The 18,401-nt window shown below is 60.7% G+C and carries 22 protein-coding genes; all 22 read left to right on the top strand.

Going from position 1 to position 18,401, the window contains the following annotated elements; genetic code table 11:
- The first annotated feature begins 9 nt into the window (after positions 1 to 9).
- Positions 10 to 1,038 carry a phage late control D family protein gene (locus HB680_RS05095; protein WP_213937509.1) on the top strand — a complete coding sequence of 343 codons (1,029 nt, stop codon included), beginning with the start codon at positions 10 to 12 and terminating at the stop codon, positions 1,036 to 1,038.
- 429 nt (positions 1,039 to 1,467) lie between these two features.
- The gene (locus HB680_RS05090; RefSeq protein ID WP_213937508.1) at positions 1,468 to 2,052 is read left to right on the top strand and encodes a hypothetical protein; all 585 of its coding nucleotides are present in this window, start codon (positions 1,468 to 1,470) and stop codon (positions 2,050 to 2,052) included.
- Positions 2,049 to 2,231 carry a DUF2635 domain-containing protein gene (locus HB680_RS05085; RefSeq protein WP_007907211.1) on the top strand — a complete coding sequence of 61 codons (183 nt, stop codon included), beginning with the start codon at positions 2,049 to 2,051 and terminating at the stop codon, positions 2,229 to 2,231. The genes HB680_RS05090 and HB680_RS05085 overlap by 4 nt, the downstream gene beginning before the upstream one ends.
- The gene (locus tag HB680_RS05080; protein ID WP_213937507.1) at positions 2,231 to 3,727 is read left to right on the top strand and encodes a phage tail sheath subtilisin-like domain-containing protein; all 1,497 of its coding nucleotides are present in this window, start codon (positions 2,231 to 2,233) and stop codon (positions 3,725 to 3,727) included. Before HB680_RS05085 ends, HB680_RS05080 begins: the two co-directional genes overlap by 1 nt.
- Before the next feature lie 67 nt (positions 3,728 to 3,794).
- Positions 3,795 to 4,142 (top strand): phage tail tube protein, encoded by a 348-nt coding sequence (locus HB680_RS05075; protein WP_123511965.1) that lies wholly within the window; start codon positions 3,795 to 3,797, stop codon positions 4,140 to 4,142.
- Positions 4,139 to 4,435, top strand: a complete 297-nt coding sequence (locus HB680_RS05070) for a phage tail assembly protein (protein ID WP_213937506.1) — start codon at positions 4,139 to 4,141, stop codon at positions 4,433 to 4,435. The genes HB680_RS05075 and HB680_RS05070 overlap by 4 nt, the downstream gene beginning before the upstream one ends.
- 130 nt (positions 4,436 to 4,565) lie before the next feature.
- The gene (locus tag HB680_RS05065; protein WP_213937505.1) at positions 4,566 to 6,338 is read left to right on the top strand and encodes a phage tail protein; all 1,773 of its coding nucleotides are present in this window, start codon (positions 4,566 to 4,568) and stop codon (positions 6,336 to 6,338) included.
- A complete protein-coding gene (locus HB680_RS05060; protein WP_213937504.1) occupies positions 6,325 to 7,560 on the top strand; it encodes a DNA circularization N-terminal domain-containing protein in 1,236 nt (411 codons plus the stop codon). Before HB680_RS05065 ends, HB680_RS05060 begins: the two co-directional genes overlap by 14 nt.
- A gap of 3 nt (positions 7,561 to 7,563) precedes the next feature.
- Positions 7,564 to 8,613 carry a phage baseplate assembly protein gene (locus tag HB680_RS05055; RefSeq protein ID WP_213937503.1) on the top strand — a complete coding sequence of 350 codons (1,050 nt, stop codon included), beginning with the start codon at positions 7,564 to 7,566 and terminating at the stop codon, positions 8,611 to 8,613.
- A 421-nt stretch (positions 8,614 to 9,034) separates the two neighbouring features.
- Positions 9,035 to 9,544: a phage baseplate assembly protein gene (locus HB680_RS05050; RefSeq protein WP_163908762.1), complete on the top strand. Its 510-nt coding sequence runs from the start codon at positions 9,035 to 9,037 to the stop codon at positions 9,542 to 9,544.
- Complete coding sequence (locus HB680_RS05045; RefSeq protein WP_213937502.1) at positions 9,544 to 9,942, top strand: phage GP46 family protein; 399 nt, start codon at positions 9,544 to 9,546, stop codon at positions 9,940 to 9,942. Before HB680_RS05050 ends, HB680_RS05045 begins: the two co-directional genes overlap by 1 nt.
- Positions 9,932 to 10,972: a baseplate J/gp47 family protein gene (locus HB680_RS05040; RefSeq protein WP_213937501.1), complete on the top strand. Its 1,041-nt coding sequence runs from the start codon at positions 9,932 to 9,934 to the stop codon at positions 10,970 to 10,972. The genes HB680_RS05045 and HB680_RS05040 overlap by 11 nt, the downstream gene beginning before the upstream one ends.
- On the top strand, positions 10,963 to 11,562 hold the full coding sequence (locus HB680_RS05035; protein WP_213937500.1) for a putative phage tail protein: 600 nt from the start codon (positions 10,963 to 10,965) through the stop codon (positions 11,560 to 11,562). The genes HB680_RS05040 and HB680_RS05035 overlap by 10 nt, the downstream gene beginning before the upstream one ends.
- Before the next feature lie 11 nt (positions 11,563 to 11,573).
- Complete coding sequence (locus HB680_RS05030; RefSeq protein WP_213937499.1) at positions 11,574 to 12,734, top strand: phage tail protein; 1,161 nt, start codon at positions 11,574 to 11,576, stop codon at positions 12,732 to 12,734.
- On the top strand, positions 12,731 to 13,246 hold the full coding sequence (locus HB680_RS05025) for a phage tail protein (protein ID WP_213937498.1): 516 nt from the start codon (positions 12,731 to 12,733) through the stop codon (positions 13,244 to 13,246). The genes HB680_RS05030 and HB680_RS05025 overlap by 4 nt, the downstream gene beginning before the upstream one ends.
- 126 nt (positions 13,247 to 13,372) lie before the next feature.
- Positions 13,373 to 14,467: a phage tail protein gene (locus HB680_RS05020; protein ID WP_213937497.1), complete on the top strand. Its 1,095-nt coding sequence runs from the start codon at positions 13,373 to 13,375 to the stop codon at positions 14,465 to 14,467.
- Positions 14,468 to 14,474: 7 nt separating this feature from the next.
- Complete coding sequence (locus HB680_RS05015) at positions 14,475 to 15,035, top strand: tail fiber assembly protein (RefSeq protein WP_213937496.1); 561 nt, start codon at positions 14,475 to 14,477, stop codon at positions 15,033 to 15,035.
- 33 nt (positions 15,036 to 15,068) lie between these two features.
- A complete protein-coding gene (locus tag HB680_RS05010) occupies positions 15,069 to 16,280 on the top strand; it encodes a carbohydrate-binding protein CenC (RefSeq protein WP_213937495.1) in 1,212 nt (403 codons plus the stop codon).
- Between the two features lie 12 nt (positions 16,281 to 16,292).
- A complete protein-coding gene (locus HB680_RS05005; protein WP_213937494.1) occupies positions 16,293 to 16,679 on the top strand; it encodes a phage tail assembly chaperone in 387 nt (128 codons plus the stop codon).
- A 3-nt stretch (positions 16,680 to 16,682) separates the two neighbouring features.
- Positions 16,683 to 17,246 (top strand): glycoside hydrolase family 19 protein, encoded by a 564-nt coding sequence (locus tag HB680_RS05000; RefSeq protein WP_213937493.1) that lies wholly within the window; start codon positions 16,683 to 16,685, stop codon positions 17,244 to 17,246.
- Entirely contained in the window at positions 17,228 to 17,746 is a 519-nt protein-coding gene (locus HB680_RS04995) for a lysis system i-spanin subunit Rz (RefSeq protein WP_213937492.1), read from the top strand. The genes HB680_RS05000 and HB680_RS04995 overlap by 19 nt, the downstream gene beginning before the upstream one ends.
- Positions 17,747 to 17,825: 79 nt before the next feature.
- Positions 17,826 to 18,326 (top strand): nicotinamide-nucleotide amidohydrolase family protein, encoded by a 501-nt coding sequence (locus tag HB680_RS04990; RefSeq protein ID WP_213937491.1) that lies wholly within the window; start codon positions 17,826 to 17,828, stop codon positions 18,324 to 18,326.
- Positions 18,327 to 18,401 lie beyond the last annotated feature (75 nt).

The following is an 18,401-nucleotide window of genomic DNA, read 5'->3' as shown; positions in this document are numbered from 1 at the left end:
GGAGGCTACATGGCCATCGGGTTCACGCCAGCGATACAAATCTACGGGGCCAACGCGGCCCTGATCAATCAGCGCCTGATCAGTTGGGAGCACATCGATACCGCCGGTATCGAGTCCGATCAACTGACGTTGGTGCTCGACCTTGAAGGTCTTGAAGGGCTGCCGAGCCTGGGTGGAAAAATCGGTTTGTGCGTGGGGTATCTGGAATCCGGGCTGGTGGATAAAGGCCAGTTTGTGGTGGCACGGCGTACGCCGACGCTGTTCCCGTTTCGCGTGTCGCTGGTGGCGACCGCTGCGCCATTCAGTGCGGCGGACGAGATTGGATTCCAGCAGCGCCGCTCGGCCAGTCATGGCCCGACGACCCTCGGCGCCTTGTTTCGCGAACTGACGGCCAAATACGGTTTTTCGCCGAGGGTGGACCCGTCATTGTCGTTGATAAAAATCGCGCACATCGACCAGTCGAATGAAACTGACATGGGTTTTATCTCACGCGTGGCGACCCGGTACGGCGGTATCGCCAAACCGTTTAATGAACTGTATGTGCTGGCGCGGCCGGGTCAACTCAAATCGTTGTCGGGCAAGGTATTGGCGGACGTCAGACTGTCGGTTACCCACAACAACCGCCCCGGCGACCATGGGTTTATCACCGCGACCCTTGATGACAGCGCCAAGGCCAAAACCCAGGGCTGCAAGATCAGTTGGAGTGATGCTGCAACCGGTTTGCTGCAGGTGATTGAAGCCGGGTTCGCGCCGTTCAAGACCCTGCGCCTGAGCTGCCAGAACGCCGAAGAAGCGCAGGCGGTCGGTGAAGGTGAAGTGCGCAAAATGGCCCGTGAAAAGCTCAAGGTGAAAATCAGCTGCCCGGGCAATCCCGACTTCTCGGCTGAAGGTCTGGTCCTGCTGGATGACACCTGGCCGGATTTCATGCGCGGTCGCTGGTCGATCGACAAAGTCACCGCCAGCGGCGATCGCACCAGCAGCTATCGCTGCATGATCGACGCGACCTGCATCGATCCCGGCGCTGAAGCCATCGTCTGACCCAAACCTGTCGCGAGTACACAGTAGATCCCTGTGGGACGAGCCTGCTCGCGAAGACGGCCTCACATTCACCATCGATGTCACCTGACCCACCGCTATCGCGAGCAGGCTCGCTCCCACAGTTTGCTCTGCGCCATGCACAGCACTTGCGCACAACCGAGATCCCCTGTGGGAGCGGGCTTGCTCGCGAAGACGGCGGCCCATTCAACATCAATGTCACCTGACCCACCGCTTTCGCGAGCAGGCTCGCTCCCACAGTTTGCTCTGCGCCATGCACAGCACTTGCGCACAACCGAGATGCCCTGTGGGAGCGAGCCTGCTCGCGAAGACGGCGGCCCATTCAACATCAATGTCACCTGACCCACCGCTTTCGCGAGCAAGCTCGGCTCCTACCTGGGGCGTGTCTTTCATAAATCCTGGAGCGCCCTCATGAAGATCACTCCGATCCTCACGCAACTGCGTGACCAATGCCCAACCCTGGCCAATCGCATCGCGGCGGGCATCGACCTCACCACGTTACAAGCCAACACCCCACTCACCACCCCGTGCGCCTACGTCGTCCCCCTCACGGATGTGGCGAGCAAAAGCCTCGCGCAAAACCTGGCCCTGCAACCCATCCGCGACACCTTCGAAGTGACCCTGGTGCTCGACACCACGGACGCGACAAAAGCGCTGGATCTGTTGCACGACCTGCGTGCCGAACTCTGGCGCGCGCTGGTGGGTTTCAAGCCTGGCGCGGACTACGACGCCATTGAATACGACGGCGGTGAGTTGCTGTCCATCAACGCCAGCCGCGCGTTGTATCGCCTGCGCTTTTTCGCCGAATTCCAGCTCGGCCGCAATCTGCCCACTCAACCGGCAGAGAGCTGGCACGAGCGTGAACTGGACGGTTTGTCGTCCTTTACCGGGGTCACCGTGCGGGTCGATGCGATTGATCCGGCGGACCCCAACCTGCAACGCCCAGGCCCCGACGGGCGCCTGGAACTGACTTTCTCTGGAGATGTAACCCCATGAGCAAACGCATCACCGTGCTGCCGGCCCCAGGCCGTGTCGTGCCGGACCCGGAAGCGGGCGATCTGTTGCCCCTCGAGGGCCGTGAAGTGCCGGACAACGCCTGGTGGCGTCGTCGTCTGGCCGATGGCGATATCACTACCAAAGCCGTGAAAGCGGCCAAACCACAGGGAGCCAAATAATGGCGATCGGATTCAGCAACATCCCCGCGGACATTCGTGTTCCGCTGTTCTACGCCGAGATGGACAATTCGGCGGCCAATAGCGCGTCGTCGGCCATGCGCCGTTTGATCGTCGCTCAGGTCAACGACAACATCGCCCCGGCCGACGCCGGCAAACTGGTGCTGGTGTCCAGCGTTGCGCTGGCCAAAAGCATTGGCGGCCAAGGTTCGATGCTGGCCTCGATGTACGAAACCTGGCGCAAGACCGACCCGATCGGCGAGCTCTGGTGCCTGCCGTTGCACAACACCGAAGGCAGCATTGCCAAAGGCGTGTTGACCCTCACCGGCACCGCGACCCAGAGCGGCGTGCTCAACCTCTACGTCGGCGGCGTTCGTGTTCAAGCGGCCATCGTCAACGGCGCCACCGCTGCTCAAGCCGCCACTGCACTGGCACTGAAAATCAATGCCGCTGCGGACCTGCCGGTCAGCGCTGCCGCAGTCGAAGGCATCGTGACCCTGAGCGCCAAATGGACCGGCGACAGCGGCAACGACATCAGCCTGCAATTCAATCGCCTGGGCAAGAGCAACGGCGAAGAAACCCCTGCCGGCCTGACCGCTGCTGTCACCGCCATGACCGGCGGCGCCGGTGTGCCGGATCAAGTGGCTGCCGTGGCAGCGCTGGGCGATGAACCGTTCGAGTTCATCTGCATGCCGTTTTCGGATCTGAGCACCCTCAACACTTGGCAAGCCGTCATGGATGACAGCACCGGTCGTTGGTCCTGGGCCAAGCAATTGTTCGGTCACGTCTACAGCGCCAAGCGCGGCACCATCGGCACCTTGGTGGCTGCGGGTCAGGCGCGTAATGATCAACACATGACCATCCAGGCCCTGGAACCGGGCGTACCGCAACCGTTCTGGGTCCAGGCCGCTGCACTGGCCGCACGCACGTCGGTGTTCATCTCCGCCGACGCCAGCCGTCCGACCCAAAGCGGCAGCCTGCCAGGTCTCGACCCGGCGCCGGCCAGCGAGCGTTTCACCCTGACCGAGCGTCAGTCGCTGCTCAACTACGGCATCGCCACTGCGTACTACGAAGGCGGCTACGTGCGCATCCAGCGTTCGATCACCACCTACCAGAAAAACGCTTACGGCCAGGCCGACAACTCCTACCTGGACAGCGAAACCATGCACCAGTCGGCGTTCATCGTGCGTCGTCTGCAAAGCGTGATCACCAGCAAATACGGGCGCCACAAACTGGCCTCCGACGGCACCCGTTTCGGCGCCGGCCAGCCGATCGTGACCCCGAGCACCATTCGCGGCGAGCTGATTGCCCAGTACGCCAAGCTCGAACTCGAAGGCCACGTGGAAAACGCCGAGCTGTTCGCCGAGCACCTGATTGTCGAGCGCGACGTGCAGGACCCGAGCCGGGTCAACGTGCTGTTCCCGCCGGATTACATCAACGGCCTGCGCGTGTTCGCACTGCTCAACCAGTTCCGCTTGCAGTACGACGACGCCGCTTAAAAGCCGCGCTTGAACGTGTGATTTCAGCCCACCTCGCGTGGGCTTTTTATTTGAAGGGAGAAACACCATGGGTCAACTGATTGCGGGCACCTGCTACGTCAAAGTGGACGGCGCTCAACTGACCATCAATGGCGGCTGCGAAGCGCCACTGATGTCCACCAAACGCGAAACCGTCGTACCGGGTTTCTACAAGGAAACCGACATTGCGCCGTCGTTCAAAGTGACGGCGCTGCACACCCCGGATTTCCCGCTCAAGCAATTGGTGGCGGGCGTGGACATGACCGTCACCTGCGAATTCAGCAACGGCAAAGTCTACGTGCTGGCCGGCGCCTACCTGGTCGATGAGCCGGCGTCCAAGGGCGATGACGCCTCGATCTCGCTGGTGTTCAACGGCGTCAAGGGGACCTGGCAATGAGCGGCGCCGTGAAGCTTCAGGTTGCGATCGAAGCCCACGGCGAGCCTCTGACCGAACTCACCCTGCGCCGTCCGACGGTGCAGGAAGTGCGGGCGATCAAGGCGCTGCCGTACAAGATCGACAAGAGCGAAGAAGTCAGCCTGGACATGGACGTCGCGGCCAAATACATCGCGGTTTGCGCCGGCATTCCACCGTCGTCGGTCAACCAGTTGGACCTGGCTGACCTCAACGCGCTGAGCTGGGCCGTCGCGAGTTTTTTCATGAGTGCGGCGTCGGAGCCATCACCGACCTGATCGCAGTCGCCTATGACCTGGCCTGGTTCTGGAAGGTTGACCCCGAACAGATGATGGCCAGGCCACTGGATGTGCTCCGGGAATCCCTGGAGCACGCGCAACGGATCAATGCGATGCAGCAGGTGCAGTGATGGCAGACACAGAAACGCTCAAAAAATCGGTGCTGTTGACCGGCATCGATGAACTGTCTCCCAAGCTGGCCGGCCTGGTTTCCAAGGTCGACAGCTTCAGGAAAAACCTCGAACAGGCTGGCCTCGGCAAGCTGGATATCAGCGGTCTGTTCAAGGGCGGTAGCGTGATCACGCCGTTCGTGGACGGGATCAAGGCGTCCGATGCGTTCAAGGGCAAATTGGCCGAGGTCAGTGAATCGGCCAAGGCTGTCGATTTGCCGAGCGCACCCGAGAGTGCCGCACAAAGCATGAATATTTTCAGCGCGTCGATGGCCAAGGTGTCGACCTCCATCGACGCCGCGTTGGCACCGGCGGTCGCCACGCTGGTGGTGGGGCTGGAACCCTTGTTGACGGGGGTAGGGCGCCTGGTCGCCGACAACCCGAAACTGGTCGAGACGCTGGCGACGGCCGCCATCGCGTTCTCGGCCATGCAAACTGCGGTCACCGGGGCGACTCAGGTTTTTGACCTGATGAGCTCGGTGCTCAAGGTCAATCCGATCATGTTGATTGCGATGGGCGTGGCGCTGGCCGCCGGTTTGATCATTGCCAACTGGACGCCGATTTCAGCGTTTTTCGTCAACCTTTGGGACGGCATCAAGAATGTCGCCGCGAAGGCCATGACGGTGTTGAGCACGGTCTTTAGCTGGACACCGCTCGGCATGCTGATTGCCAATTGGGGGCCGATTACCGGGTTTTTCTCCGGTCTCTGGGATGGCATCCAAGCCATGACCGCGACGGTGGTGGACTTCCTGAAAACGGCTTTTTCGTGGACACCGTACGGGATGATCATCGACAACTGGGCCGGGTTGACCGGTCTGTTCTCGGCGATCTGGGAATTGCTCAAGGCCCTGACGGTGCCGGTGATCGATTTCCTCAAAGGCCTGTTCGACTGGACGCCGCTGGGCATGATCATCAACAACTGGGGGGCCATCACCGGTTTCTTCGGTTCGATCTGGACCGCCCTGCAACCGGCCGCCCAGGTCATCAAGGATTTCTTCGGCACGGTGTTCGACTACTCGCCGTTGGGGATGATCATCAACAATTGGGGCGCCATCAGCGCGTTTTTCGATCCGTTGTGGGCCGGTCTGCAAGCCGCCGCGCAAGTGGCCAAGGATTTCTTCGCCAGTGTGTTCGAGTGGTCGCCGATGGCGCAGATTGCGGCGAACTGGCAACCGATCAGCGAAGTGTTTTCGGCGCTGTGGGGTGTGGTGCAAGCCTTGGCCGCGCCGGTGCTGGAGTTTCTGCACGGGATGTTCGAATGGTCGCCGCTGGGGCAAATCATCAAGAACTGGGAGCCGATCACCGAGTGGTTCGGCGAGCTGTGGCAGAAGCTGCAAACCGTGATTGCGCCGATCAAGGAATTGTTCGACGGCGGCTTCGCCGGGCTGGTCGCGAAGGTCACCGGCAAAGTCGAAGGCCTGGCCGAGGCGCAACGCCAGACCAATGCCGAAGGCAAAGGTGAACTGGCGCCAGCGTTCTTTGGTGCAAGCCCGGCGCCAGCGGCGAGCAGTGCGTTGCAGGGCGGTTCGTTGACGCAAAACTCCAGCGCCCTGATTCAGCAAAGCGCCGCCAACAACCGCACGCAACTCGAGGGCGGCCTGACCGTGCGCTTCGAAAACGCGCCGGCCGGCCTGCGTACCGATCAGCCGCAAACCAATCAACCGGGCCTGGCGCTCTCGTCGCGCATCGGCTATCGCTCGCTGTCTGTGGGAGGTTCCAATGAACTGGCGTGACCGCTTGTTGCCGGCATCGTTTCGGGGTGTCGGTTTTTGGGTCGACCAGGCGAAAACCCCGGTCGGTCGTAAAGGTCAGTTGCACGAATACCCGCAACGTGACCTGCCGTTTTTCGAGGACCTGGGCCAGCAGGCCAAGACCCACGATCTGACGGCGTTCATCGTCGGTCCGGATTGCCTGGAGCAGCGCGACAAACTGCTCAAGGCGCTGGAGCAGGGTAGTGGTGAACTGGTGCATCCGTGGCTGGGGCGGTTGCAGGTCAAGGTCGGCGAATGCGACATGACCCACACCCGCCAGGACGGCGGGCTGGTGACGTTCGCCCTGAAGTTTTATCCCGATCAGCCACTGCCGTTTCCGACCGCGACGGTCAGTACGCAAAAGGTGCTGCTGGCGAAAGCCGATACGTTGCTGGGCTCGGCGGTGGCGCGTTTCGAGCAGGCGATGACGCTGATCAAGGCTGCGCGGATCGGCATCGCCAATCTGCGCAACAGCCTGACCGGCGTTTTTGAGGTGATCAAGGAGCAGCTCAAACCGTTGATCGAGCAGTACCGGCAGATCACCGAGCTGGTCAAAGCGGTCAAGGAGTTGCCCAAGGAAGTGGCGGCGGAATTCAAGGGGTTGCTCGGCGACATCAAGTCGCTCAAGGACTTCGCGAAGGAAGGTTATCGTGGCGTGATTGCCGACGTCTCCCAACAGCTCGAAGCCATTCGCAAGGCCGATGCGCCAAAGCTCACCACGGGTAAAGACACCACCGCCGCGGCACAAGCCATGGCCGATCTGGTGCAGGACACGCTGTTGGTCAAAGTGGCGCAATGGGTGGCGTCGATGCCGGTGGCGTCGGCCCCGGTGAAGACGCCGTCGACACCGTCGCTGGATCATCAGGCGATGCAACCGGTCACCCGCCAGGAAGTGCCGGTCACCAACGATCTGCAAGTGCTGCAAAAGGCTCTGGCCGAGGCAATCAACCCGATGCTGGACAAGGCCGGGCCCGCGCATTACCAGGCCATCGACGATGTGAAGCAGGCGCTGATTGCGCACCTCAAAGCCGTGGCGTCGTCCGGTGTGCGACAGGTCAACAAGTCGTTCCAGGAAAGCCTTCCGGCGCTGGTCGTGGCCTACAAGCAGTTTGCCGATGCGACCCGGGTGACCGAAGTGACCCAGCGCAACGGTATTGCCCATCCGGGGTTCTTGCCGAACGAAGTGAAAGTCTCCGGGGAGTGAGCCATGAACGAGATGGATAGCCGTGTCACGCTGACCGTCGGCGGGATGGACTACGGTGGCTGGAAAAGCGTGGACATCACGGCGGATCTGGAGCGCCAGTTCCGCATGTTTAAACTCAACATCACCTGGCAATGGCCGGGGCAGACTGTGGATCAGCGGATCAAGGCCGGGGACAGTTGCGAGGTGCGAATCGGCAAGGATCTGGTGCTCACCGGTTATGTGTTCAAGGCGCCGATCAGTTATGACGGGCGACAGATCAGCCTGAGCATCGAAGGCAGCTCCAACACTCAGGACCTGGTGGATTGCGCCGCAACCAACCGCCCGAACCAGTGGCACGGACAGTCGTTGCTGAGCATCGTCGAAGCGCTGGCGATGAACTACAGCGTGTACGTGGTCAGTGAGATTCCCGAGACCTCCCGGCTCAGCAGTCACACCATCGTTCCCGGGGAAACGGTGTTTCAATCCATTGACCGCTTGCTGTCGTTGTTCCGGGTGTTTTCCACCGATGACGCCCAGGGGCGGTTGGTGCTGGCCCGGCCGGGCAGCGGTGGACGGGCCAGCGATGTGCTGGAACTGGGCAAGAACATTCTGTCGGCCAACGCGCCGATGGATTACAGCCAGGTGTTTTCCGAGTATCGGGTGATCGGTCAGCACAAAGGGACGGACACGAAGAGCGGGACGGCCGTCAGCGAAGTGGAAGCCGTCGCGGCGGATCTTGGCTTCAAGCGTCGGCGTACCACTGTGATCAACGAAGGCACGCAGTTGACGTTCGAACTGGCGCAACAACGGGCCACCTGGGAAAGCGCCACCCGGATGGGCAGGGCGCAGAGCACCACTTATCAAGTGCAAGGCTGGCGGCAGTCCAATGGTGATTTGTGGCGTCACAACACCCTGGTGCGGGTCAAGGATCCAGTGCTCGGGTTTGATGACGACATGTTGATCTCCAAAGTGACGTACTCGCTGTCGGCCCAAGGCTCGATCACCACCCTGCAAGTCGCCCCACCGCACACCTTCGACGCCAATCCCCACCCCCCAAAAAAACCTTCCGCCTGACGCCGAACCTGTGGGAGCGGGCTTGCTCGCGAAGACGGCCTCACATTCACCATCGATGTCGCCTGACCCACCGCTTTCGCGAGCAGGCTCGCTCCCACAGGGAATCTCCTGCGTACGCAGTTGCTGTGAACGACACCGATCAACTGTGGGAGCGGGCTTGCTCGCGAAGAAGTCCTCACATTCACCATCGATGTCGCCTGACCCACCGCTTTCGCGAGCAAGCCCGCTCCCACAGGGAATCTCCTGCGTACGCAGCTGCTGTGAACGACACCGATCAACTGTGGGAGCGAGCTTGCTCGCGAAGACGGCCTCACATTCACCATTGATGTCGCCTGACCCACCGCTTTCGCGAGCAAGTCGAGTCGTCGCACCGCCGCTCTCACACTTGATCGCATTCAGCCTGATCCTTGAAGGAAACCCAATGAGCCTACTGACACGCCTCCTGGCGCGCGGCACTGTCGTGCTCGCCAACTCGGCATCCAAGCTGCAATCGCTGCAAATGCGCCTCACCGCCGGTGAAGTGAACGATGACATGGAACACTTCGAACCCTACGGTTTCACCAGCAATCCGCTGGCCGGCGCGGAAGGGATCGCCACGTTTCTGGGCGGTGATCGTTCCCACGCTATCGTCCTGGTGGTCGCCGACCGCCGCTATCGTCTCCAGTCTCTGGCCGCTGGCGAAGTGGCGATCTACACCGACGAAGGCGACAAGATTCACTTCAAACGCGGGCGGATCATCGACATCCAGACCGCGACCCTGAACATCCGCGCCAGCACCGCCGTGAACATCGATACACCCGTCATCAACCAGACCGGAAAAATCGTCTCCACTGGCGATCAAATCGCCGGCGGCATCAGCCAGATCAAACACGTGCACGTCGGCGTTCAGGCCGGCAACGGGCAGACCGGTGTGCCGGCGGGAGGTCAGTGATGTTTATCAGCCAGAACCTCCACGCCGCGCTGATCCGCTCGGTGCTGATCAGCCTGTTCACCTGGCGTCGCGCCGCCGATGACGATGCCCTTGATGACGAGGAACGTTTCGGCTGGTGGGGCGACACGTTTCCCACCGTCGCCGACGACCGCATCGGCTCGCGGCTGTGGCTGCTGCGCCGGGTCAAGTTGACCCGGCAAACCCAGATGGACGCCGAATTCTATGCCCGCGAAGCCCTGCAATGGCTGATCGACGACGGCCACTGCAGCGCCATCGACATTATCAGCGAACGCCTCGACGCCCAGCGCCTGAACCTGCGCACGGTCCTGGCCCTGGCCGACGGCGAACGTCTGGACATTAACCCTGATAACAGTTGGCAGGTGATCTATGCCGTTTGAAACCCCTTCGCTGCCGGTGCTGATCAAGCGCACCCAAAGCGACCTGGCCAGCGATTCGCTGCGCCAGTCCGATGCGCAAGTGCTGGCCCGCGCCCTCGGCGGCGCCGCGTATGGCTTGTATGGCTACCTCGACTGGATCGCCGAGCAGATCCTCCCGGACAAGGCCGACGAATCGACCCTGGAACGGATCGCCGCACTGCGCCTGAACCAGCCGCGCAAAACCGCGCAAGCCGCCAGCGGTAGCGTCAGCTTTAACGCCAGCGCCGGCGCGGTGCTCGACGTCGACACCTTGCTGCAATCGAGCGACGGTCGCAGCTACAAAGTGACCGCTTCACGCACCACCCTTAGCGGCCTCAACAGCACCACCATCGTCGCGCTCGATGCCGGCAGCCTGGGCAATGCCGAGGCCGGGCTGGCGTTGACGCCGGTGCAACCGATTGTCGGCATCGTCGGCAACAGCTTCGTCGTACTGGCGCCGGGACTCAGTGGCGGCGTGGCGCGCGAAAGCCTTGAGTCGCTGCGCTCGCGGGTGATCCGCTCCTATCGGGTCATCCCACACGGCGGTTCGGCGCAGGACTATGAAACCTGGGCGCTGGAATGTCCGGGCGTCACCCGTGCCTGGTGCCGCGGTGGCCTGTTGGGGCCGGGGACGGTCAGTGTGTTCATCATGCGCGACGACGATCTGCCACCGGTGCCGAACGACGAGCAACTGGCGCAAGTCCAGGCCTACATCGAACCGCTGCGCCCGGTCACTGCCGAGGTGCATGTGCAGCGGCCGATTCAGGTGCCGGTCGTCTATCGCCTCAGTGTGAACCCGGACACCACGGCAGTCCGCGCGGCCGTAGAAGCGCAACTGCGTGATCTGCATAACCGTGAAGCCGACCTGGGCGTTGCTTTGTTGGTCAGTCATATCCGCGAAGCCATCAGCAGCGCCGGCGGTGAATATGACCACACGCTCAAGTCGCCCCTGGCCGATGTGCCGGCCGACAAAAGTGAATTGCTGACCTTCGGAGGTTGCGTATGGGGGTGATCAGAACCGCCGAGCAATACCACGCGCAGTTGCGCAGCCTGCTACCGAGCGGACCCGCATGGGACCCGGAGCGGGTACCGGAGCTGGAGGACGTGCTGCAAGGCATCGCCGTGGAACTGGCGCGCCTCGATGCCCGCGCCGCCGACCTGCTCAACGAAATGGACCCGGCCGGCGTCAGCGAATTGGTGCCCGACTGGGAGCGGGTGATGGACCTGCCCGACCCATGCCTGGGCGCCACACCACTATTCGATGACCGCCGCCTCGCCGTGCGCCGTCGCTTGCTCGCGGTCGGCAGCCAGGCGGTCGGCTACTACCTTGAGATCGCCAAAAGCCAGGGCTACCCGAACGCCACCATCATCGAACTCGAAGCCCCGCGCATGGGCCGCTCGCGTTTCGGTGCGGCGCACTGGGGCACCTGGGAAGCGCAGTTCATGTGGACGCTCAACACCGGCGGCCGATTGCTGCTGGGCCGGCGTTTCGGCGCGAGCTATTGGGGCGAGCGCTTCGGCGTCAACCCAGGCTCGGCCCTGGAATGCCTGATCCACCGCAGCGCCCCGGCGCATACCAAGGTGCACATTAATTATGACTAGGGAGTAGAGGGATGGATTTTCCAACGAAAGTGCCTAGCGCCGGATTGGTGAATGGCAAGTTTGTCGATGAGAACCCGCTGACCGGGACGCCGGGGTCGTTGATTCCGGCGAGTTGGGGCAATGGGGTGACGCAGGAGATTGTGAACGTCATCAAGGCGGGTGAGCTGACCCCGGACGAGACGAAGTTTGATCAGTTGCTGCAAGCCATTCAGAGCGTTTCGGCCAAGGGTTGGAACCTGGACTCGGCGTTGCCGTTGGCGGCCCTGCCATTGCCAACGGTCGCGACCACCGATGCACGTTTGCCTGTGACCCCGGCAGCGGCTGCGGCGAGCGGCGGTAAAGTATCGATCCTTGCAGGCGTCTACATCAGCCTCGGCCAGGAAGTGGTGGCTGGACAGCTGGGGCGTTCGCGCACCTACGTGACGACGGCGTGGAGCAGTGCTGATTTGTTGCCCAGTTCAAGCTATTTCCTGAGGGCGCAGGTGGTGGGTGGTGCGCTGACGTTTTACATGCAGCGAGGCAGTATTTTCGATACGACCCCTGAATCATTGAAGGGAACCGTTAACGGAGCGTCTGGTGGTGGTTTCTCGTCCACACCGCTGGATATGTGCCTGGCTTGGGTTGCAACGGGTGCGCCGGGCTCCTTGCCTACGGTCCGGACGATCTATAACAGAGCGCGATTGACCTGGACTCAGACGGTCAATGGCACGGGCGTGATCTATTTGCCGCTCGATCCTCATGCCCGCGCTGCACGTCTGGTTGCCGGTAATCCGACGCCGTCATCGACCGCCGTGACCTCGGTAGCGTTTCCGCTGGCCGGGTGGCTGGGGGGCAATTATTGCTATTTGAGTCCCGTATCCCCCACCAGTGGCAATAACCCTGGCGGGTGGGCCCCTGCCACCGGGTCAACCTGTGTGCTGTTTACCAGCAACGTGTTGAGTGACGTGACGGTATCAACCTTGACCGCCAGCTTCGACCATTCGCAATTGCGCTCGCTATGGCAGTGCTATCAGGCGGAGCACACCCTGGGTGCGAGCACCGCCGACAGTGATGAGTTGCTACTGAGCATGGGGATCAAGAGTCATCAGGCGCTCACCGACTACAGCGTTGGCATTGCCGTCAATTTCTCGGACGCGGTGAACGTCCAGTTGTCATGGGAGCTGATTCGATGAAAGTCATTCAAGAGTTGCATCACTTTGAGGATGGCTTGCGTCCTGCGCAACCCTCTGCCGCCCATTCATGGGACGGCAAAAAATGGGCGCCGGACGCCGAGAAAGTTGCGTTGCGGGAACAGCAGGAAGCAGAGCGCCTTTACGCCAATATCGATGCCGCAGCGGACCGCGCACGCAATGCATTGGCCGGTGATCCGCTCAAGGCTTTGGAATATGCACAAGCTGCCGCCGACGCCCAGGCCTTCATGGACGAAGGCTACCCGAAAAAAGCGGTGCCGCTGTCGGTGTCGGCCTGGGTCATCAAAGGTCGTACGGCGCGACAAGCGGCGGACCAGATTATCGCTAGAGCCGCTCAATTCAACGAAAGCCTGCTGACACTTCGAACCCTTCGTTTGAAGGCGAAAGAACAAATCAAAGTGCATATCGCCAAGGGCAAAACCGATCTCGCCAATCAAGTCAGCGCTGACGCGATTGCCGCAATACGTGCCGTGGCGAGCGACCTCGCTGGCTAGTTCGTTCGAAGTATCCGCCGCACTCAACGCCCACGTATCCGTGGGCGTTTTTGTTTTTATTCGAACATGACCTGCGGAGCCATTGTGCCAATGGCAATGCAGGCGTTTTTTACAGGGAGCAGAACGATGGATTATCCAAAAAGCGTCCCCAGTATCGGACTGGTGAATGGGCGGTTTGTCGATGAGAACCCGGTGGCCGGTACGCCTGGATCGTTGATTCCGGCGGTGTGGGGCAATTCGGTTACGCAAGAGATTTTAAGTGTGGTGGCTGGCGCTGGAATGGCGCCATTGGAGGGAGACAACGGCCAACTGCTCAAGGCGATCCAGGCCATTATCGGCGCGAGCAATCCGATGCGTTCAGTGGTCACCCGGCTCGCCGCATCGAAGATGCTGGCGCCAGAAGAGCTCGGTTTGGTGTTGATTGACGCCAGCCCCGGTGCTGCCACCATCACGCTTCCGCCGGCCAACGTTGCCATGGGCGTTCGCGACGTCATTGTTCGACGCGTGGACAACAGCGGCAACCGTCTGGTTATTCAGGCTGCCGGCACCGATCGAATCCGATTTCACACCCATCTATCTGCGACCGGTTACACGTTTCTGGTGCTGATGGGCGGCGGCGACTGGTGGCAGTTGCGTAGCGATGGTGCCGGCAGTTGGTGGCCGGTGGGGCGGTTTGACAACACGCCGTTGGGCCGACCGTTTTTCGAGACGACCACGCTGCTCAGCCCAGGTGGCTATGGCGCGCTCAATGGCACGGTGATGAATCGTGCGCAATGGCCATGGTTGTGGGACCACGCTCAGCAATCGGGAATGCTCGGCACCGAGGCCGCACGGGTGGGCAACGAAGGTAAGTGGACCAGTGGCGATGGCGCGTTGACGTTCCGTGGCCCTGAAAATCGTGGAGAGTTTTTGAGGGTTTTGGACGAAGGCCGTGGCGTGGATGCCGGTCGCGTAATGGGCGCCTTCCAGCCCGGAACCGCTCACGCCTATGCCATGGGAGCGAACGGCGGTGGCGCGGTTGGATCGCGGTGGACTGACAGCCTGACCACCATTGGTGCCGCCAACGGTGAGGAATCCCAATATGTCAGCTCGCTCACCAATGGCGGCCCTATCTACCCGGCCGGGACCAGCTACCAGATGGACCCTGCCAGTACGTTGCTTTACGTCTATAAATCCCGCCCACGCAACATCGCCTATCCCGGCCGCATCAAACTTATCTGAGGTGTCCATGTTTAATTATCTGATTGATAGCGCGGGCGCCTTGTCCGGGCCCGTAGAGTTTTTCGTGACGCCGGGCATCGGTATTCAACTGCCCAGTAATGCCGTGGAACTGTCTTTTGAATTGCCTCCACTGGAACAAGGCCGAACTTGGGCGCTGATCAACAACGTTCCGCGCGAAGTGATGGACCGACGTGGTTTGGTGTATCGCAAAGAGGGGGGCGCACAGCAGATATGGAATGAACTTGGTGAGTTGCCCGACGCCTTTACCGCGACGCCATGGCCGGGAGAGTTTTATATCTGGCGTGACAACGCCTGGCAGTTGGACGACCAGGCCCGATTGGTGGGTATCAGGAATCAAGTGCTGACTAAACGGGACGCGCTTTTGCGTGACGCGGTCCTGCGCATCGCCCCGCTTCAATATGCCGAAGATATTGGCGACGCCACTCATGATGAGCAACTGGCATTGATGGAGTGGAAACTCTACAGCGTTGAGTTGAATCGTCTTGAACGACAAGCCAACTTTCCGGCAGAGATTGATTGGCCGCAGGTTCCAGGTTCGAACCCGTGATTGTAAGTTTCCCCCATAACCAGAGTAGATAAGATGGACTATCCAAGAAGCGTAACCAGCGCGGGGCTGGTCAACGGCCAATTTGTCGATGAAAACCCGATCGCCGGAACCCCCGGTTCCCTGATTCCGGCCACTTGGGGCAATGCCGTCACCCTGGAAATCGTCAACGCCATCACCGCCGCCGGATTGATGCCTTCCGAAAATCAAAATGATCAGTTGAGTCAGGCCATTAGAGCGTTGGCGAAACTTGATCCTCTACAAAGTTTTCCGGTGCAGGTTTATCGTAAAAACCTGGTGATTAATGGCAACTTCGATATCTGGCAGCGCGGGATAGCCAACGTGGGCCCGTACTCCGGGGCCTATATCGCTGACCGTTTTCGTTGCGACTGGAATGGAAACGCCGGGGTGAATATTTCCAGGCAGAATTTTGCACTGGGTCAAGCCGAGGTCCCGAATGAACCTCGTTACTTTATGCGTTGGCAACAAATCACCGCAGGCGCGGGCGCCAGCGTGCATAAAATTGCCCAGGCTATCGAGTCCGTCAGGACCTTGGCAGGGAAAACCGCAACGCTGACGTTCTGGGCCAAGGCTGATACTGCGCGTCAGATCGATGTGACGGTTTCGCAGTATTTCGGAACGGGCGGCAGTGTGGATACGGTGACGCCAGTTGGAAGCTTTCAACTCAAGACTTCGTGGACCCGCTACAGCGCGACGATTCAAGTGCCGTCCTTGGCGGGCAAGACATTGGGCAGCAGTGGCAATGACTTTCTGCGACTTTCCTTCGACCTGCCTTTGAATGTTTTACAAGTCATAGACCTGGCGCAAATCCAGTTGGAAGAGGGACGGGTGTCGACGCCGTTCGAACTGCGTAGCCCCGGCGATGAATTAATGCTGTGTCAGCGTTATTTCGAAAAAACCTACAGTCAGGATATATCGCCCGGAAGTTTGATCGGCCCCTACGGTGCATTGATTTCCACTGTGAGACAGGGCCAAACGGGGTTTGCTTCTCAGCCCATGGCGCAGTGGACTTTCAAGGTAGAGAAAAGGGCTATTCCAAGTTTCAGTCTGTTTACCACGACCCCCAAGGGAACCCCAGGACAGTGGCGTTCGGGGAGCGATGAAGTCTCGTCGGGTAATGCTCGAACGCTTGGCGCTTCGACTCGCGGCGTCTGGGTCGATAACTCCGATATCGGTGTCATTACCCAGTCTTATTACATCCAGGCCACCGCCGACGCCGAACTTTAAGGAGGCAATTACATGAACTATCAACTGACTGAAGACCCTGACACGGTCATCCGCCTGCCTGACGGGGCAACGGTTCCTCTCAATCACCGTTTCTGGGATGAATACCAGCAATGGCTGGCGAGTGGTGGCGTGCCGCTGCCTGCCATTGCGCAAGGTTCATCCGCAACCGTTGCCCGAGCCTGGCGGAATCAGGAATTGGCCGCCAGCCAGTGGCTGGTCGATCGTGACCGCGATGAACAGGCTGCAGGCACGCCGATGACGTTGACCACCGACCAATACCATGAACTTCTGGATTATCGGCAGGACCTGCGTGACTGGCCCTCGGTGGCCAACTTTCCAAAAGATTTCAGTAAACCTCTGGCGCCGGTCTGGTTAGAAACAACGGCCAATGGAACATGAACCATGTCTCTCACTTCAGCGCAGTTGCAACAAATTTTCCCTGACGCCCGCTCCCAAGCGGGCGTTTTCATTTCCGTCCTCAACACAGCCATGACTCACCGCACCATCAACACCCCGAAACGTATTGCCGCGTTCCTCGCGCAAGTCGGCCATGAATCCGGGCAGTTGCAGTACGTGCGCGAACTGGGCAACAACCAATACCTGAGCAAATACGACACCGGCACCTTGGCCTTGCGTCTGGGCAACACGCCGGAGGCCGACGGTGACGGCCAGAAATACCGCGGCCGGGGCCTGATCCAGATTACCGGGCACGACAACTATCGCCAGTGCAGCCTCGGCCTGTTTGGCGATGAGCGTCTGCTGTCGCTACCGGAATTGCTGGAACAACCGCAATGGGCCGCCGAATCCGCCGCGTGGTTCTGGGAGCAGAACGGCTTGAATGAACTGGCCGACCGGGACCAGTTCAACAGCATCACCCGGCGGATCAACGGTGGGCTGAACGGACTTGAGGATCGCCTGCAACTCTGGGCGCGGGCGAGGGCGGTGCTATGCCAGCCTTCAGTCTGATGCCCTGGCGGGTGATGGGCATTGTTGTATTAGCGGGTTTTTCGGCGGTGCTGGCCTGGCACGTTCAGGATTGGCGTTATGGCCGGCAATTGGCGGAACAGGCCCGGTTACACGCCGAAACGCTTAATCAACTGACCCTGACGACTGCCAGCGCGCAACAAGCCGAGCAGGACAAACGCCTGGCCCTGGAACAGCGGCTGTCGGCCAGTGAACAAACCCATTATCGAGCGCTTAGCGATGCCCAACGTGATCAAGGTCGCCTGCGCGATCGTCTTGCCACTGCTGATGTGCGCCTGTCAGTCCTCCTCGACGCCCATGACGTTGCCGCCACCTGTGCAATGCCAGCCGCCTCCGGCACCGGCGGCGTGGATCATGGCGCCCCGCGAGCCCGACTTGACCCGGCGCATGCTCAACGAATTATCGCCATCACCGACGCCGGAGACAGCGGACTGATTGCCTTGCAGGCCTGTCAGGCTTACATCAGTGCTTTGACCCGCTAACATTTTGATCAACGCTGCGTCTTGCCAGCGCGATTGGCTCGTGTACGGTGGTTCCATTCAGCTCGATCAGGAGAGGACCGTGAAAGAAATCACCCAGTTGGCCGCTGAACTTGGCAGACGCATGCAGGTTCTCAATGCCCATGTCACCACCGCCGAGTCTTGTACCGGTGGCGGGATTGCCGAGGCGATCACCCGTATTCCCGGGAGTTCGGCGTGGTTCGAGGCCGGCTACGTGACGTACTCCAACCGCCAGAAAACCTTGCAACTGAATGTTCTCGAGGGGTTGTTCGAGACGGTGGGGGCGGTCAGTCGCGAGGTGGTCGAGGCCATGGTTCGTGGCGCGCAGGACAAAAGCCACGCGCAGTTTGCCGTGGCGGTCAGCGGTGTGGCGGGGCCCGATGGCGGTTCTCCGAGCAAGCCGGTGGGCACTGTCTGGCTGGCCTGGGGCGTCGGCGAGCAGCTATTCAGCGAGGTCCAGCACTTCCCCGGCAACCGCGATGAGGTCCGCCGACAAACGGTGAAGGCCGCGCTAGAGGGGCTGCTGCGCCATGCCGCTGGAGAAATCTCAAATCAGGGGTAGGCGATCCTGAATCGCTGTGGAATAATACTGGCTACTTATACAGGTGTTGGCCGTCAGGCCTTATTGATTACGTGA

Origin of the sequence: Pseudomonas sp. dw_612 (assembly GCF_018449725.1) — a bacterium.
GTDB lineage: Bacteria > Pseudomonadota > Gammaproteobacteria > Pseudomonadales > Pseudomonadaceae > Aquipseudomonas.
This window is presented reverse-complemented; position numbering and strand designations above follow the sequence as displayed.

Excerpts from the sequence above, each read along its gene's own strand:
- HB680_RS04995 (WP_213937492.1), top strand. The coding sequence starts at position 17,228 with ATGCCAGCCTTCAGTCTGATGCCCTGGCGGGTGATGGGCATTGTTGTA.
- HB680_RS05035 (WP_213937500.1), top strand. The coding sequence starts at position 10,963 with ATGGGGGTGATCAGAACCGCCGAGCAATACCACGCGCAGTTGCGCAGC.
- HB680_RS05020 (WP_213937497.1), top strand. The coding sequence starts at position 13,373 with ATGGATTATCCAAAAAGCGTCCCCAGTATCGGACTGGTGAATGGGCGG.
- HB680_RS05055 (WP_213937503.1), top strand. The coding sequence starts at position 7,564 with ATGAACGAGATGGATAGCCGTGTCACGCTGACCGTCGGCGGGATGGAC.
- HB680_RS05075 (WP_123511965.1), top strand. The coding sequence starts at position 3,795 with ATGGGTCAACTGATTGCGGGCACCTGCTACGTCAAAGTGGACGGCGCT.
- HB680_RS05000 (WP_213937493.1), top strand. The coding sequence starts at position 16,683 with ATGTCTCTCACTTCAGCGCAGTTGCAACAAATTTTCCCTGACGCCCGC.
- HB680_RS05005 (WP_213937494.1), top strand. The coding sequence starts at position 16,293 with ATGAACTATCAACTGACTGAAGACCCTGACACGGTCATCCGCCTGCCT.
- HB680_RS05095 (WP_213937509.1), top strand. The coding sequence starts at position 10 with ATGGCCATCGGGTTCACGCCAGCGATACAAATCTACGGGGCCAACGCG.
- HB680_RS05090 (WP_213937508.1), top strand. The coding sequence starts at position 1,468 with ATGAAGATCACTCCGATCCTCACGCAACTGCGTGACCAATGCCCAACC.
- HB680_RS05040 (WP_213937501.1), top strand. The coding sequence starts at position 9,932 with ATGCCGTTTGAAACCCCTTCGCTGCCGGTGCTGATCAAGCGCACCCAA.
- HB680_RS05060 (WP_213937504.1), top strand. The coding sequence starts at position 6,325 with ATGAACTGGCGTGACCGCTTGTTGCCGGCATCGTTTCGGGGTGTCGGT.
- HB680_RS05085 (WP_007907211.1), top strand. The coding sequence starts at position 2,049 with ATGAGCAAACGCATCACCGTGCTGCCGGCCCCAGGCCGTGTCGTGCCG.
- HB680_RS05025 (WP_213937498.1), top strand. The coding sequence starts at position 12,731 with ATGAAAGTCATTCAAGAGTTGCATCACTTTGAGGATGGCTTGCGTCCT.
- HB680_RS05065 (WP_213937505.1), top strand. The coding sequence starts at position 4,566 with ATGGCAGACACAGAAACGCTCAAAAAATCGGTGCTGTTGACCGGCATC.
- HB680_RS05045 (WP_213937502.1), top strand. The coding sequence starts at position 9,544 with ATGTTTATCAGCCAGAACCTCCACGCCGCGCTGATCCGCTCGGTGCTG.
- HB680_RS05080 (WP_213937507.1), top strand. The coding sequence starts at position 2,231 with ATGGCGATCGGATTCAGCAACATCCCCGCGGACATTCGTGTTCCGCTG.
- HB680_RS05015 (WP_213937496.1), top strand. The coding sequence starts at position 14,475 with ATGTTTAATTATCTGATTGATAGCGCGGGCGCCTTGTCCGGGCCCGTA.
- HB680_RS05070 (WP_213937506.1), top strand. The coding sequence starts at position 4,139 with ATGAGCGGCGCCGTGAAGCTTCAGGTTGCGATCGAAGCCCACGGCGAG.
- HB680_RS05010 (WP_213937495.1), top strand. The coding sequence starts at position 15,069 with ATGGACTATCCAAGAAGCGTAACCAGCGCGGGGCTGGTCAACGGCCAA.
- HB680_RS05050 (WP_163908762.1), top strand. The coding sequence starts at position 9,035 with ATGAGCCTACTGACACGCCTCCTGGCGCGCGGCACTGTCGTGCTCGCC.
- HB680_RS05030 (WP_213937499.1), top strand. The coding sequence starts at position 11,574 with ATGGATTTTCCAACGAAAGTGCCTAGCGCCGGATTGGTGAATGGCAAG.